Origin of the sequence: Planococcus salinus (assembly GCF_003719725.1) — a bacterium.
Taxonomy (GTDB): Bacteria; Bacillota; Bacilli; order Bacillales_A; family Planococcaceae; genus Planococcus; species Planococcus salinus.
On sequence record NZ_RIAX01000008.1, the window covers coordinates 31,952 to 47,591 of the forward strand.

12 protein-coding genes are annotated in these 15,640 nt (G+C 47.0%); 9 read left to right on the forward strand and 3 right to left on the reverse strand.

The genetic code is table 11. The features are described from left to right. Nucleotides 1-224: 224 nt before the first annotated feature. The 3 genes from EEX84_RS11360 to EEX84_RS11370 all read left to right on the forward strand — a co-directional run bounded on the left by EEX84_RS11360 (nt 225) and on the right by EEX84_RS11370 (nt 5,800). Nucleotides 225-3,467, forward strand: coding sequence for an efflux RND transporter permease subunit (locus tag EEX84_RS11360; RefSeq protein WP_123165765.1), 3,243 nt, complete (start codon nt 225-227; stop codon nt 3,465-3,467). A 255-nt stretch (nt 3,468-3,722) separates the two neighbouring features. Next, nucleotides 3,723-5,276 carry a class I adenylate-forming enzyme family protein gene (locus EEX84_RS11365; RefSeq protein ID WP_123165766.1) on the forward strand — a complete coding sequence of 518 codons (1,554 nt, stop codon included), beginning with the start codon at nt 3,723-3,725 and terminating at the stop codon, nt 5,274-5,276. 26 nt (nt 5,277-5,302) lie between these two features. Further along, entirely contained in the window at nt 5,303-5,800 is a 498-nt protein-coding gene (locus EEX84_RS11370) for an SRPBCC family protein (RefSeq protein ID WP_123165767.1), read from the forward strand. A gap of 77 nt (nt 5,801-5,877) precedes the next feature. On the opposite strand, the gene EEX84_RS11375 is transcribed toward EEX84_RS11370, so the two are convergent. Further along, nucleotides 5,878-6,783, reverse strand: coding sequence for an oxidoreductase (locus EEX84_RS11375; RefSeq protein WP_123165768.1), 906 nt, complete (start codon nt 6,781-6,783; stop codon nt 5,878-5,880). A gap of 279 nt (nt 6,784-7,062) precedes the next feature. On the opposite strand from EEX84_RS11375, the gene dcuS reads away from it, so the two are divergent. The 6 genes from dcuS (at nt 7,063) to EEX84_RS11405 (ending at nt 13,580) form a co-directional block, all read left to right on the forward strand. Then, the gene (gene dcuS, locus EEX84_RS11380) at nt 7,063-8,673 is read left to right on the forward strand and encodes a DcuS/MalK family sensor histidine kinase (protein ID WP_123165769.1); all 1,611 of its coding nucleotides are present in this window, start codon (nt 7,063-7,065) and stop codon (nt 8,671-8,673) included. Further along, nucleotides 8,666-9,382 (forward strand): response regulator, encoded by a 717-nt coding sequence (locus tag EEX84_RS11385; RefSeq protein ID WP_123165770.1) that lies wholly within the window; start codon nt 8,666-8,668, stop codon nt 9,380-9,382. Before dcuS ends, EEX84_RS11385 begins: the two co-directional genes overlap by 8 nt. Nucleotides 9,383-9,566: 184 nt before the next feature. Continuing rightward, entirely contained in the window at nt 9,567-10,877 is a 1,311-nt protein-coding gene (locus tag EEX84_RS11390; protein ID WP_338048387.1) for a 2-hydroxycarboxylate transporter family protein, read from the forward strand. A gap of 157 nt (nt 10,878-11,034) precedes the next feature. Then, the gene (locus tag EEX84_RS11395) at nt 11,035-12,129 is read left to right on the forward strand and encodes a zinc-binding dehydrogenase (RefSeq protein ID WP_123165771.1); all 1,095 of its coding nucleotides are present in this window, start codon (nt 11,035-11,037) and stop codon (nt 12,127-12,129) included. A gap of 124 nt (nt 12,130-12,253) precedes the next feature. Beyond that, complete coding sequence (locus EEX84_RS11400) at nt 12,254-12,988, forward strand: phosphatase PAP2 family protein (RefSeq protein WP_123165772.1); 735 nt, start codon at nt 12,254-12,256, stop codon at nt 12,986-12,988. 91 nt (nt 12,989-13,079) lie between these two features. Further along, a complete protein-coding gene (locus tag EEX84_RS11405; protein ID WP_123165773.1) occupies nt 13,080-13,580 on the forward strand; it encodes a VOC family protein in 501 nt (166 codons plus the stop codon). A 155-nt stretch (nt 13,581-13,735) separates the two neighbouring features. Here EEX84_RS11405 and msrB read toward each other — a convergent pair whose 3' ends face one another. Both msrB and EEX84_RS11415 read right to left on the reverse strand, forming a co-directional pair. Continuing rightward, complete coding sequence (msrB, locus tag EEX84_RS11410) at nt 13,736-14,866, reverse strand: peptide-methionine (R)-S-oxide reductase MsrB (RefSeq protein ID WP_123165774.1); 1,131 nt, start codon at nt 14,864-14,866, stop codon at nt 13,736-13,738. Nucleotides 14,867-14,886: 20 nt separating this feature from the next. Continuing rightward, complete coding sequence (locus EEX84_RS11415) at nt 14,887-15,417, reverse strand: TlpA family protein disulfide reductase (RefSeq protein ID WP_123165775.1); 531 nt, start codon at nt 15,415-15,417, stop codon at nt 14,887-14,889. Nucleotides 15,418-15,640: the final 223 nt, after the last annotated feature.

Genomic DNA, 15,640 nt, shown 5'->3' on the forward strand with positions numbered 1-15,640 from the left:
AATTTCAATTAAAGTAACCCTTATACACTTCAGTGTATCAATAACAGATTAAAACTACAACGAGGGGAATAAAAATTGTGCGAACGCCTGCTATAAGTACAATTCCACATCATCCGGCGTTTGAAACTAGTTGATGTTTGTTGATATTTTACGGTTATGGTAATCTTCAATTAAAACATCGGTTTTGAATAATAAGGAAATGGAAGAAAAGGGAGAGGTAGCGCTTGAAAATATGGGATTTTTCGATAAAACGTCCAAAATTCACAATTGTCATCATGCTGATTTTATTACTCTTGGGGGTCGTGTCTCTGACGCGCCTTCCGATCCAGTTGCTTCCGGATGTGGAAGCGCCGGTTGCGGCCGTTGCCACGACTTATCCAGGGGCAGGACCTGAAAGTGTATTAACGGATGTAACAGAAGAACTGGAAAGTGATTTATCCACGATATCGGGGCTGAACCAGCTCAGCTCGCAGACGAGCGAAGGATCTTCGGTCATCATTCTTGAATTTTCTTCTGGCACCTCCATTTCCGATGTGGAAAATGAAATCATGACGACGATCAATCAGGCGGATTTGCCGGATGGTGCAGGAACCCCGGCGTTCCTGCAATTTGACCCGTCGATGTTCCCGAGTCTGCAACTGGCGATATCAGCGAATAGCGAAGACGTCACCGCATTTCAGGAAGACGTGGCAGATTTGCAGCAGGAACTCTCACGCATCAGTGGAATCGCCAGTATTTCAGAATCCGGTACGTTAACGGAACAGTATGAAGTGGTATTGAATCAGCAACAACTGGAAACTTATTCACTGACGCAAAGTGATGTCGTGGATGCGATCCAAGCCAACGATATTGTCATTCCTTCCGGCATCATTACAGATGAAGAAGCGGGAGAACGGATTTCCACACGGGTCGTGAGTGAGCTGAATTCCGGAGAAGAACTGGGAAATCTGGTGATCACACAGAATCCGGAAACGGGTGCAGATGTGCTGCTCTCCAATATCGCGACAGTTACGCTGGATACAGAAGATGATTCCGTCATCACGAGAATCAATCAGGAACGGTCCATTCAACTGGATGTCATGCAAGAAACGGGAGCTGACACGACACAGGTCTCCAATGACTTCCATGAAGAACTGGAAGCATTGTTGGAAGAAGAGCAGTATTCGAATTTGGAAGCCGTAACTCTTTATGATGAAGGGGACTTTATCAATCAGGCAATCAGCAGTGTGCTTGTGGCGCTTGTAAGCGGTGGTGTACTGGCGATGATCGTGCTTTTTGCATTTTTGCTCAATTTAAAGACGCCGTTGATCATTGGCATCGCGATTCCGTTTTCTGTCATCACCACGTTTGCCTTATTTTTCTTCACAGACATTAACTTGAACTTGCTGACATTGGGCGGGCTGGCACTCGGTATCGGGATGCTGGTCGATAACTCGATTGTGGTAGTGGAAAATATCTATCGCCATTTGTCCATGAGCAAGCCGCCAAAACAGGCGGCATCGGATGGGACACGCGAAGTGGCAGGCGCTATTACGGCGTCAACATTGACGACGGCGTCGATTTTCCTGCCGATTGTGTTTGTGACAGGGATCGTCAGCGACCTTTTCGCCCCGCTGGCCATTACGGTAGCGTTCAGTTTGCTGTCGTCGCTGTTCATCGCGGTGACGGTCGTTCCGATGATCGCCAGCCGCATTTTGGCTGCGCCGAATGAAAACAGGGAAAGGAAGCGGAAAAATTCACGCTTTATGAGATGGATGGAAAGCGCCTCGCGCTGGACATTGCGCAGAAGAGCTGTGGTCATCATGTTGACCATTTTGACTCTGGTGATCGGGGCGTTGGGATTGACCACTACAGGGGTTGAATTTATTCCGGATTCCGACGAAGGGACGTTCCTTATCGAAGTGGAACATGAGCAGGGAACGTTGCTGGGCCGGACTTTTGAAACGGTTCAGCTGATTGAGGATGAACTCGAAGGCCGTTCGGAAATCGACAGTTACTTGAGCACAGTCGGTTCTTCCTCAGCGGGAGGCGGATTGACTTCCGAAAGCCATACAGCAGAAATCATCGTCACACTGGTGGATGCAGGAAGCCGTGATGTGACAACGAATGAGTTTGTGGAATCGATTGAACGGGATATTGAAACAACCGATGAACAAGCGGATATCCAAGTACAGAGCTTTGCCCAGGCCGGTTTTGGCGGATCACCGAATACTTATTCCTTCACCTTGCAGGATCCGGATACAGAACGTCTGCTGCAGACAAGCGAAGAGCTTGCTGCGACATTGGAAGAAGAAAGCATCATCCGTGATGTGACGACTTCTGAAGAAGAAACTTCGCCGGTACTGGAAATGTCGGTTGACCGGCAAGCTGCGCTGAATGCCGGACTCGCTCCTGCTCAGATCGCTTCGGCTGTCAGCAATGCGACGTTGGGCTCTGTAGCCACCAGCATTCTGACAGACAATAATGAGACATTTGAGGTCATGGTCCGTTACTCGGATGATGTACTGAGCAATGCGGAAAACTTCCAGGCTATTACCATTCAAAACCAGGCAGGCGAATACGTTGCGCTGTCTGAAGTGGCAGAGGTGGTCGAAAGCCAAACACCAGGGACCATCAATCGCGCGGATATGGTGCGGAGCGTCGATTTTGATGTGTTGTACCAAGCTTCCAGCGACTTGAGCGATGCATCTGCCGTCGTCCAGGAAGTCATTGATGATGCAAATCTTCCGAGCGAGACTGAATTTGTTGTCGGTGGTGATCAGGCATTGCTCGACGAAGCCATCGATGACATGGCATTGGCTTTTGTTCTTGGTCTGATTTTCATTTACCTTGTAATGGTGGCTCAGTTTGAATCATTTAAAATGCCGTTTATCATCATGTTCACGGTTCCGTTGTTTGTCATCGGTGTTATGTTGGCTCTTACCATCACTCAAACACCGATCAGTATTATGGCGCTCATCGGTGTCATCGTTTTGGCAGGGATTGTCGTCAACAATGCCATTGTGCTGGTGGATTATATCAATCAGCAGGTGGATAAAGGACATTCAACGGTCGAGGCGATTGTACTGGGTGTAAAAGATCGGACGAGACCCATCATTATTACCGCTTTGACGACGATCCTGGGAGTTGTACCGTTGGCGATCGGAATTGGCGAAGGGGCCGAAATTATTCAGCCAATGGGGATTGTCATTATCGGCGGACTTATCAGCAGCACCTTGTTAACGTTGTTTGTTATTCCGGTCATCTATACATTTTTCGATAAATCGACACGGGATATGAACAAAAAGTATTTGACGCCGGATGGCGAAGTTATTTATAAACGCGATCTGCAGAATTACCGGGAAACTTCCCAGGCCTCTGCAGACACGCAAAACACAGCAGTTCGAAAAGAGACAACAAAAGAAGCCGTAGAAATAGAAAAGAGAGAAGACCGTCACCGTCCGGATGGCGAAGATGGAAGACAGTGAATTCACTTTAACAGGCCACCCTGGAAAATCCACGGATTTTTCGGGGTGGCTTTCTTTGTTCGCTGGAAATTATACACCACTTTTGTGCCGCTTCAACTCAGTAGGAATTTGACTATATTTTTTGAATATTATAAAATATATTTTACTACCTATTTTTAACAGCGCAACCGAAAAGCCAGTGCGCAGCAGTTGGTGGCAATGGCAGGCATTCCCGCTGAACTCAACGCCGCAAAATTGAAAAAAGGAGGCTGAACAATGAACATTCCAACATCACTGACAGTCAATGCCAGGCGCTATCCGGAAAAAGTGGCCATTGTATGTGAAGGAAGGACCTATTCCTACCGTGAATTAGACGAAGAAGTGAACCGTTTTGCCAATGGACTTGTCAAAAAAGGGCTCCAAAAAGGAGATAAGGTTTCGCTGTTCATGAAAAACTCCGAGCATTTCATCATTGCATTCTATGCGGTACTGAGAGTTGGCGGCGTGGCAGTGCCTGTGAATTATCGCTTGGATTCCCAGGACAGCAGCTATATTTTCAGGAATTCGGAAAGTGCCTTTGCCATTTGTGATGCCGAATTTGAACAGCTTGTCGCAGAAGCAAAGCAGCAGGCTGAGCACCTGCATCAAGTTATCGTCAATCCCGCTGCACAGCAGGAAGACCATTTTCATTGGGATGAAGTCAAAAGCGAAGACGCATCAGCTCCGGCTATCGAAGTGCTGGATAGAGACGATGCGGAAATTCTTTATACTTCCGGCACGACCGGGGATCCAAAAGGGGCTTTGTTCGATCACCAGCGGATCTTCCAGGTGAATACAGCTTTTGCCTTAAGTACGGGATTGACCACCAATGACCGATTGATTCATGCGGTTCCCTTGTTTCATGCTGCTCAGTTGAACCAATTTTTAGTGACGGGCATACTGTTGGGTGCAACAAATGTCATTGTGCGTGATTTTGAACCGGTGCAAGTGATGGAGTCGTTCAGTGAGCATCAAATCACCGTCTTTTTTGGACTCCCGGAAATGTACAATATGTTGCTTGAAGTACAGAGCAAAGAGCAATACGATGTATCGTCAGTCCGGAAATGCCTGTATGGAGCGGATCCGATCGAGACTTCGCTTATCGAAAAAGCGATGGAATTTTTTGGGGGCAGCCAATTCTACAATCTCTGTGTTGTGACAGAAGGCGGGCCAGGTGGTGTCATGTTATCAGCAGAAGAGCATAAAACAAAATCAGGGGTCGGCGGAAAAGCGATGCTGTTCACTGAAGCCCGCGTCGTGGATGACGAGTTTAAAGATGTAGAGCCTGGAAAAATCGGTGAGTTTATACTGAAAAGTGGAATGGTTATGAAAGAGTACTATGGGCTGCCGGAGGAAACCGAAGAAGCTTTTTCTGACGGTTGGCTGCTGACAGGCGATTTGGCGACGATTGACGAAGACGGCTATATATCCCTTGTCGATCGCAAGCAGGACCGCATCATCTCCGCAGGGGAAAACATTTACTCGGTCGAAGTTGAACAAGCAATCAACAGCCATCCGAAAGTCCTTGAATCGGCAACAGTCGGTTTACCGGAAGAGGAATGGGGAGAAATCGTTGGTGTCATCATTGTACCGAAAGAAGGGGAAACCATTGAAGAAGAAGAATTGATGAGCCATTGTCTGAAACATCTTGATGGCCATAAAATTCCGAAAAAATTCTTGTTTGCCGATGAATTGCCGAGAAATGCCTCAGGAAAAGTTTTAAAATACCAGTTGCGTGATTTGCATATCAGCGAATTCACCTGGTTCAAGCCGACTGCTTCAAATCGTTGATCCAAGCGAAAAGGAGGATTCACACCATGTCAGCAAAGAAAACCATATCAAGGGTGGAAGGATTGGAACTGATTATGGAGCGCTCTTTTGATGCTCCCAAAGAGCGGGTGTATTCGATGTTCATCGAGCCGGACCATATTGTTCGGTGGTGGGGGCCAAACGGCTGGGAAACCACTGTCTACAAAATGGAAGTGAAGCCAGGTGGCGTCTGGCATTATTGCATGCGTTCCCCTGAAGGCCAGGAAGCCTGGGGGAAATCCATTTACCGGGAAGTCGACCCGCCGGACCGTCTGGTATATGTGGATGCATTTTCCGACGAACAGGGAAACGAAGTGACGGGTATGCCAGTTATGCTGATCACCCTGGATTTTTCTTCTGAAGGCCCAGGCAGCAAAGTGATTTCACGCACCGCATTTGAAACACAGGAAGAGCTGCAGAAAATCATCGATATGCAGGCAGTCGAAGGCATGACGGAGACGTATGATCGCTTGGACAACTACTTGAAAGAACAGCAGCAAAGCTGACGTGCACTAGTGACAAAAAAGCCCCGCAAATTATATGCGGGGCTTTTCGTATTGAGTTCGTTTGGCGACGGATTCGGTCAATTCTCAGGCGTGAAGTCGAATGTGACTCCTGTCAGTTCTTCCGACACTTCCCACAGTTTCAGGGATGTCGCCTCGTCGCTTGCCACCATATGGGGCGTCTCAAGAGCGGGATACCCTTTTCGATGGCCTTTGCCGTTCGGGCCGATGTACTCGCCGCCGCTTAAATGAGGATCGGTAGCTGCGAAAATGGTCGGCAAAGCCCCCATTTCGGGAGGCTGAAGAAAACGGTTGGCGAACTTTTTCAGAAATTGTGGGGCGTCCCGCTTGCCGAATTTAAAGATGTTGGTAGCCGAGATGCCTGGATGGCAAGCTACACTGATCGTCTGCAGGCCATGCTGCTTCAATTGTCTGTCCAACTCCTGCGCGAACAGTAGATTGGCCAGCTTGCTCTGATTATAGAACTTTTTGGCTTTGTATCCCAATGCTCCATCAAGATTTTCGAAATTGATGGTTCCCCGGTTGTGAGCCAGGCTGCTGATGGTCACCACACGTGACTGCTCCGTTTTCACCAGCAGTGGCAGAAGCAGGCCGGTCAATGCAAAATGTCCGAGATGGTTGCTGCCGAACTGGAGCTCAAACCCATCTTTTGTTTTTGAGTAAGGAGGCATCATGACACCGGCATTATTGATCAGCAGATCGAGTGAATCAAGCCGGCTCTTCACTTGTTCGGCAAACGTACGTATGCTTGCAAGGTCGGCCAAATCCAGCTTCATGACCTCGACATGAGCACTTGCATGCTCCTTCATTATCCCTCCGCGCGCCTGTTTTCCTTTTTCTTCGTTTCGTACTGCCATAATGACACGGCAGCCCATCCCCGCCAGCTTTTTCGCCGCTTCCCAGCCGATGCCGCTGTTGGCACCGGTGATGACAGCCGTTTTACCTGCTATTATATTTTGTTCCATGCAATCAGCTCCTGCCACAGTAAATTTCTTCAGTTTGAACATCTCTTTTTCAACGTATCACGACCGAGGACAAGGGACAATTGGAAAGTGTCGCAAACTGGAGAACAGCCGATGAATACTATTTCATATCCAAACCGCTTCACTCCTAGTAAAATAATGTGGAAAGGTGTGGCGATAAAATGTTTATGAATATAACGAAATCGAACGGCGATTTTTTTCCGATTCAGGGATTTTGTTGTTCGCCGCTTTCCCTGCAGCTTCAGGGAAAGGTGATCCATTATGAATCCTTCGCGTTTTAAATTAAGCACAATGATTATATTTTTCGTCTGCTTGGTCGTCTTAACATCTCTGGTAATCACCAGTCTGCTAGTGACAGAGTCGGTCAGTGAAACGATAGAAAAGCAATTGGAAGGCAAAGCCGTCAATGTTTCACGAATAGTTGCAGAATCACAAGTAGCTCGGGATGGGTTGCAGGATGAGGCAATGGAGCAGGCCATTCAAAACTATGCGATGGCCATACAAGATGCAACAGAAGTGTTGTTCGTTGTGGTCATGGACATGGAAGGGATCCGGAAGTCGCATCCGAACCCTGAGCAGCTTGGAGGGCCATTTGTCGGCGGCGATGAAAAACGCGCACTCCAGGGACAGGAGTACACATCCAGATCAACAGGGACATTGGGGAGGTCGGTGCGTTCATTTACCCCTATCCTGAACGATCAACAAGTCCAAATCGGTGCGGTAGCTGTCGGGATTTCGCTGCAGGATGTGGAGGCTTCCATCCAACAAAGCAGGAAACAAATTCTGGTCGGTTCGATTATCGGTCTGTTGGTGGGTGTGCTGGGCGCTTTTTGGTTGGCACGATATATCAAAAAAAGCCTTTTCGGTTTGGAACCATATGCAATTGCGCGTATTCACGAAGAACGGAACCAGATGCTCCACTCGGTTTATGAAGGGGTTATTGCCATTGACAGAGATTCCAGAATTGTTCTCGTCAATAAATCGGCAAGGCAGATCTTTCAAAAAGCCGGTCTGTTGAGCAAGGATCCGGTGGGCATGCATATAAACGACTTTTTGCCTGTGCCCATGATGGATTCTGTTTTGGGTGACAGACAGGCAGTGTTGGATGAAGAACAAAATCTCAATGGTGTTTCCATCATTTCGAACCGTGTGCCGCTTGTGGTAAACGGCCAAGTCATTGGAGCAATCGCCACGTTTCGGGATAAAACGGAAGTGAACCAGCTGGCTGAACAGCTGACAGGTGTAAAAATGTACGCGGATACGCTGCGGGCTCAATCCCACGAATTTATGAATCAGCTTCATGTCCTGCTGGGCATGATTAAAATGAGAGAGTTTGACCAAGTACAAGATTTTATTGCAAAGCTGGTCAACCACCAGGCATATGAAGTCGGCAATGTAATCCGTCATATCAAAGATCCGGTCTTCGCTGGATTCATTATCGGTAAAATCAGCTATGCCAGAGAGGCTCGCGTTAATCTGATCGTGAGCTGTGAGACGGAAATACCGAAACCCGCGAATTCTTCAGTGACACACGAACTGATTACAATTCTGGGGAATGTGATTGATAATGCAATCGACAATGTCATGGACAAAGAACAAAGAAGAATTGTTGTGGAATTCTCTTACATTGACGAATTACTGACTATGACCGTCGAAGACACGGGAAGTGGCATCCCTGAAGAGTTGCAGCACGTCATTTTTGAAAAAGGAATATCTTCCAAAGAAGGGGAGCATCGGGGGTTTGGGCTTCACTTGACGAAGGGCAGTGTCGAGAAGCTGGGAGGCTCGATTGAAATCGAATCGGAAATGGAAAAAGGTACTGCGTTTACAATAATTATTCCTTTTGAAGCAGGAGGAGAAAACGATGATTAAGGTGATGATTGTGGAAGATGATCCGATGGTGGCGGCTCTCAACCGCCAATATGTGGAACAACTGGAGGGTTTCGCTGTTGTCGCTAGTTCATCCAATGCAAAGGAAGCAGAAAAAGTTCTGGCAAAGACAGAAGTCAATTTACTGTTGCTCGATATACACATGCCAGGTATGGATGGCATCGATTTTTTGAGGGAAATCCGTGAAGAGAGACTGGATTTGGATGTCATTTTGATTACTGCAGCTTCGGAAATCGGTCGGATCCAACAAGCTCTGAGACTCGGAGCTGTCGATTACTTGATCAAGCCTTTTGAATTCAGCCGTTTTCAAGAAGCGTTGACTCAATACAGAAGCCAGTACGCTAAACTGGAGGACAAAGGAAAAATCAGCCAACAGGATCTTGATCGCATGCTCCATAAAAAGAGCCAGCCGGGTTCGGGTTCACCCAAACTGCAATCCTTGCCAAAAGGCCTGACAAAAACTACACTGAGCCGGATCAGCGAAGTGATTCTTTCGAAAGGGACAGAAGCCTTTTCCACTGAAGAGATTGCAGAAGCCAGTCAGATTTCGAGAGTATCCATCAGGAAGTACCTGAAGTTTTTAACACAGATTGGCTATTTGGAGGAAACATTGATTTACGGGGTCGGAAGACCGATTTATCAATATCGGCAGCAGCCGTCAAAAGAGGATCGCATCCATCTCTATTTGTAAAAGCAGCCATCCTGGCTGCTTTTTTTAATTACAATATTATCAATAATTTCATAAGGTATGAGTAGTCTGAAAGTTTTTCTATACTGAAAAACATCCGCTTGAAAGCGTTTACTTTCAACCGGGATGCTTTTTCGTTGAAACGTGACAACCAGATTTTAAAAGAACAGGAACGGAGTTGACGAAAGTGGAAGAATCAAAAAGAAAAATACCGGCGGAAGTGCCGATGAAAAAGAACATGAAGACGTTTTCCATATTTAATGTCCCGATTCTTTGGTTTGGCATTTTCGCATTTATCGCTCTTTATGCGATGTACACAGAAAATTTACCTGCCGGCATGATCGGTGCGTTGCTGATCATCATGGTGCTGGGGGAACTGCTCGGCTGGATCGGAGACCATACACCAATCATCCGGACGTTTTTGGGCGGTGGTGCAATTGTCGCCATCTTTGGATCGGCTTACATGGTCTATAGCGGTCTGATGCCCGAAACCACTTCGACTCTCATCGATGACTTTATGAGAGGCGGCGACTTTCTGAACTTCTATATTGCGGCGTTGATTACCGGCAGTATTTTAGGGATGGAGTCAAAGATATTGGTGAAAGCAGGTGTTCGCTATGCTCTGCCATTGCTTGCATCGGTTACAGGCGCTGTGGTCCTCGCCGGATTGGTCGGAATGCTGATTGGTTTTGATGTCCGTGATGCGGTTCTTGTCATCGCCATGCCGATCATGGGAGGCGGAATGGGCGCTGGTGCTGTACCGATGTCTCAGGTCTATTCTGAAATGCTTGGAAATGAACCCGGTTATTATTTGTCGATTCTCGTTCCGGCCTTGGCGCTTGGGAATGTGTTTGCCATCATCCTGGCAAGTTTATTGAACATGATCGGAAACAAATTCCCGAGTTTGACAGGGAATGGCCAATTGATCAGAGGATTCCATTACGAGAAAAAAGAAGCGCCTGAATACAGCCTGGCAAAAATGGGTGTGGGTGTACTGGCTGCCGTGTCGTTTTACATGCTGGGCAATATTTTAGGAGATTTTATACCGCTGCATCCATACGCTATTATGATTATTCTGGTGGCAGGTTTGAAAGTGGCGGATGTAATGCCTGAAATCATCGTCGAAGGCGCGAGCCAGTGGTATGAATTTGTTGCCAGAAACTGGACCAACGCTCTTTTGGTCGGTATCGGTGTTGCCTACACGGATCTGGAAGCAGTTTTGAATGCGTTAAGCATTGAATACGTACTGATTGTGTTGGCTGTAGTAGTCGGAGCTATTATCGGTTCAGGATTTGTAGGGAAACTGATGGGCTTTTATCCGATCGAAGCTGCCATTACGGCTGGGCTTTGTATGGCCAATATGGGCGGGACCGGTGATGTTGCGGTCTTGTCGGCTGCGAGAAGAATGGAATTGATGCCGTTTGCGCAAATCTCTTCCCGTTTAGGTGGCGCGTTGATTCTGCTGCTGGCCAGTGTGTTTATTCCGTTTTTCATTTGACGGTAAGTATGGAAGGAAGGGAGAAATCCCTTCCTTTTTTTATTGTGATGAATTCTTCAATAATCATTATTCTGATAAATCGGAAAAATTATAGTTTTTAAATTTCGGTAGCGCTATAATTAATGATGGAAGTACACATAAGAGAGGAGAATGAAACATGGGGAACGAAAAAGGGACCGTCGCCGTAATGGATGAGCCGGAGAAACTGAGTTATCGGGATTACGATTTGCCGACTCCGGGACAGGGGGCTGTTCTTTTAAAAGTATTGCGCTCGAACATCTGCGGATCGGAATTGCATATTTGGAGAGGGCAGCATCCGACCAAAAGAAGAGGGGTTCTGGGACATGAAATGATCGGGGAAGTACATGTTCTTGGAGAAGGCGTCGAAACTGATTATGCAGGAACCCCTATCCAAAAAGGAGACCGGATTGTTTCCGCTTACTACATTACATGCAAAAAATGCGCTGCTTGCCGTGATGGCCATTTTCACCTGTGTGAACATGCCTATGATTTCTGGAATCAGCAGCCGGAAGTGAGCCCGCATTTCCACGGAACGTTCGCTTCGCACTATTACATCCATCCGGATCAGTATTTCTACAAAGTTCCTGACAACGTCTCGGAAACAGCGGCAGCCAGTGCCAACTGTGCATTGTCTCAAGTATATTTTGGATTGGACAAAGCCGGTATTACATATGGACAGTCGATTGTGATTCAAGGGGCGGGCGGCCTCGGCTTGAATGCAGCCGCCGTTGCGAAAGAAAAAGGGGCTACGGTTATCGTCGTGGACGGGGTGGAAAGCCGATTGGAGCAGGCAAAAAAATTCGGTGCAGATCACACCATCAATTTCAATGACTACGAGACGCTGGAAGATCGGACAAACGCAGTTCTTGATCTGACGGAAGGAGTCGGGGCTGACTTTGCGATGGAAGTAGCCGGTGTTCCAGCCGCTTTTGCAGAAGGCATTCACTACATCAAACCAGGCGGCAAGTACGTCACAATCGGAAATGTTACACCTGGGAAAATGGTCGAGTTTGACCCCGGCCTGTTGACACGAAAGTCAATCCAAATTATCCCGGTGGTCCGTTACAATCCATGGTATTTGTATAAATCCTTGAAGTTCCTGGCAGATACACAAGGCAGATACCCGTTCGATGAAATGATTGATGCCGAATTTTCAATGGATGAAATCAAGCTTGCATTGGACAAATCAGCGGCGCGTGAAGTAACAAGAGCGACCATCGTCATGAAATAAGAAAAGAAATTAAGAACCAGTTCAGCAGAAAACCTGTTGAACTGGTTTTTTGTTGTCGGGCAGCACATAACTCCCGTACAAAGCGGGTAAGAACTGTAGTAGAGAACGTAAAAGGAGCGGTCGGATGCAGCAGGAAAGTCAGAAAGCGGGAATTGCATTTTTATTGTTGCTGAGCGGGTTGGGGCTGGCAGGCCTTTTTATCGTGCTGTTCGCGGAAGTGGCAGAAGAAGTGATGGAAGAAGAGTTTGGTCTGTTTGATGTCTTAATCATTCGCCTTTTCGAATCGATGGCAGGAGAATCAATGGACGCTGTGATGAAGTTTATTACCGAATTGGGGGCCGTGTGGTTTTTGGGCGGACTGTCTGCACTTATTCTGGGTATATTATGGTGGAAGTTGAAGGATAAGTGGGGAATTTTGTTTTTTGTCATCGCTGTTGGAGGCGGATCGTTATTGACGCTTTTGCTGAAGCATTTTTATACCAGAGACCGTCCGTCGATTAATCCCGAAATCGACGCCATTGGCTATAGTTTTCCAAGCGGCCACTCCATGGGTTCGCTGATTTTCTATGGATTTGTTATTTATCTGGTGATTCGCACGCGTCAAAAACCATGGATCGAAGGACTGACAGTCGGTGTTCTAAGTGCGTTGATTTTCTTGATTGGCATGAGTCGCATATACTTGGGCGCACATTTCCCAAGCGATGTCTTGGCAGGATATATTGCCGGCACGATCTGGCTTATATTGAGTCTCATCGCTTTGGAATGGATTCAGTGGCAAAGCAGAAGCCTGGTTCCACCGGTTCATGCTTTGCGAAATATCCTGGCTTCTTTATATCGGACGGTGCAAAAAAGACGGTGAGGGAAGAGGGCGTCGCTGTTTACATAGCCGTTCTTTATATCGCTGCATGGAAGATTTAGAAAACAATATGTCGAGAAGGAAGAAAAATCCGATGAAAAACAAATTCCAAAAAATCACCAACAACTTCTGGTTTGACCGGGAGGCGGAAGAGGCTGTGCAGTTTTACTTGTCTGTTTTTAAAGATTCCCAAATGGGCCGCACGACGCGTTATGGAAAAGAAGGACATGAAATTCACGGCATGCCGGAAGGGACTGTCATGACCATCGATTTTGTACTTGAAGGACAGGAATTCGTCGCTTTAAATGGAGGGCCGGCATTCCAGTTCAACGAAGCCATTTCCTTGATCGTCAATTGCGAATCGCAGGAAGAAGTGGATTATTACTGGGACAAGTTGACAGAAGGAGGAGATGAAAAAGCCCAGGTATGCGGCTGGTTGAAGGATAAGTTTGGGGTGTCCTGGCAAGTGGTTCCTGTGGCGTTGAATGAGATGCTGACAAGTGGTGACAGTGAAAAAGTTGCAAAGGTGACAAAAGAATTTATGCAGATGAAAAAAATCGATTTGCCCGCGCTTCAGCGGGCCTACGAAGGATAAGCAATCCATTTCATCAAACCATGTGAATATAAGGAAACGGCTGCTTTTATTACATCTGTCCACTGCCAAATAAGAGGGGAATCAACGGCTGGCATAGAAAAAAGGCGTATCTCTCAGCTGAAAGCTGGCGATACGCCTTTTGAAACAGATCGATGTTACAGCATGCCTTCCAAATAGCCATATCCCGCTTCTTCCATTTCTTCCTGAGGGATAAACAGGATGGCAGCACTGTTGATGCAATAGCGCAAACCGCCTTTGTCTTTCGGGCCGTCTTCAAATACATGGCCCAAATGGCTGTCGCCGGCACGGCTTCTCACTTCCACACGGACCATATTGTAACTGGTGTCTGTATGTTCGGTAACGACACCCGGCTCAATCGGTTTGGTGAAACTCGGCCAGTCGCATTTGGAATCGTATTTATCGGCTGAAGAGAAAAGCGGTTCTCCGGTAGCTACATCGACATAAATGCCTGGTTCATAAAGGTCCCAGTATTCATTGGAATAAGCGGTTTCTGTGTCGTTTTCCTGCGTCACTTTATATTGAGCCTCTGTCAATTTTTCTTTTAACTCTTCATCGCTCGGTTTCGGGTACATCGCCGGGTCGATCAGCGCCGGGATTTCCTGGTCCTCCAACGAATCGAACTCGACATGGCAATAACCGTTCGGGTTTTTCTCGAGATAATCCTGGTGATACTCTTCGGCCAGGTAATAATGCTCCAATTCTTCGACTTCGGTTACAATTGGTTCATCGTATTTCGCCGATTCCTCAACCATTACCTGATCAATCACTGTGCGATCTGCTTCGTTTTCATAATAGATTCCTGTCCGGTATTGCTCACCGCGATCATTTCCCTGCTGGTTCAGTAAAGTCGGGTCGATGATCAGGAAATAATGGGATAACAATTTTTCCAGGTCTACGCGTTCCGGGTCGTAGCGTACATGGACGGTTTCAGCATGGCCCGTGTTTTCCCGGATGACTTGCTCGTACGTCGGGTTTTCGGTGTCGCCGTTGGCATAGCCGGAAGTCACATCATAAACACCGTAAACTCTGGCCATGTATGCCTCGACTCCCCAGAAGCAGCCGCCTGCAAGCCAGATTTCCTGCAGGTTATTTGTGTCGAATTCCAATTCTGTGTTTGGATTATCAGGAAACTTTGAAGAGCTTTCTTCGGTTTGAGTTCCTGCTGGCTGTGCGCTGGTTTCACCGGCATTGTCAATGTTTCCGGTGGAACAACCGACTAACAGCAGCAACAAAAAGAGAAACAAGCCGAATCGTTTGATGGTCATTTTAAATCGACTGCCTTTCCTTATTGAATGGTATTGAATGTTTCTTTGATTTGTTCGTTACTGAAATGGCCGGGCGCGCTTTTTACCAGTACGCCGTCAGAACCGATGTAAGAAGAAGTGGGGTAACCGATGACGCCGTATTGATCGAAAAACGTACCTCCTTCATCCAGCAGCACAGTGATATTTGATGTATTGTCCACACCTTCAAACCAGTTGGCGAAAGACTCACTGTTTTTTTCAGCATTTGAACCGGGTGAAACGATGGATAAAACAACAAAATCCGTATCTTCACCAGCTAATGTATTCAGTTCTTCCATTCCTGCAAGACAGATGGAGCACCAGGACGCCCAAAATTTCACGTATACTTTTTGGCCTTTGTAGTCTGACAGGTCATGTGTGTTGCCTTCAAGATCCATCAATTCAAAAACAGGGGCGGTTTTGCCGTCATTGAGCTGCTCTGCATTTATCGTGGCATCCGAAGGGTTGCTGCTGCAGGCGCTTAATCCAAGGACCAGAAAAATCAAAAGAGGTAAAAATGAGGGCGCTTTCATAAAAATCATCCTTTGCTGTAAAGTGAACTCTGTTCAACGGTGGCGGGCGGCTGTAGTCAGCGAAGCAAATGGCTTTGAAATAAGCCGTGTCCATTTGTATCTCTATCATATAGCGATTTCTCAGTAAAAGACATAAAGTCAACTCGGAAAAGGCCAAAAACTGCACCAGTGATAAATGCCCGCCCGCCTCACTCGAACCTTGACAATTCAACCGTCTTATCCT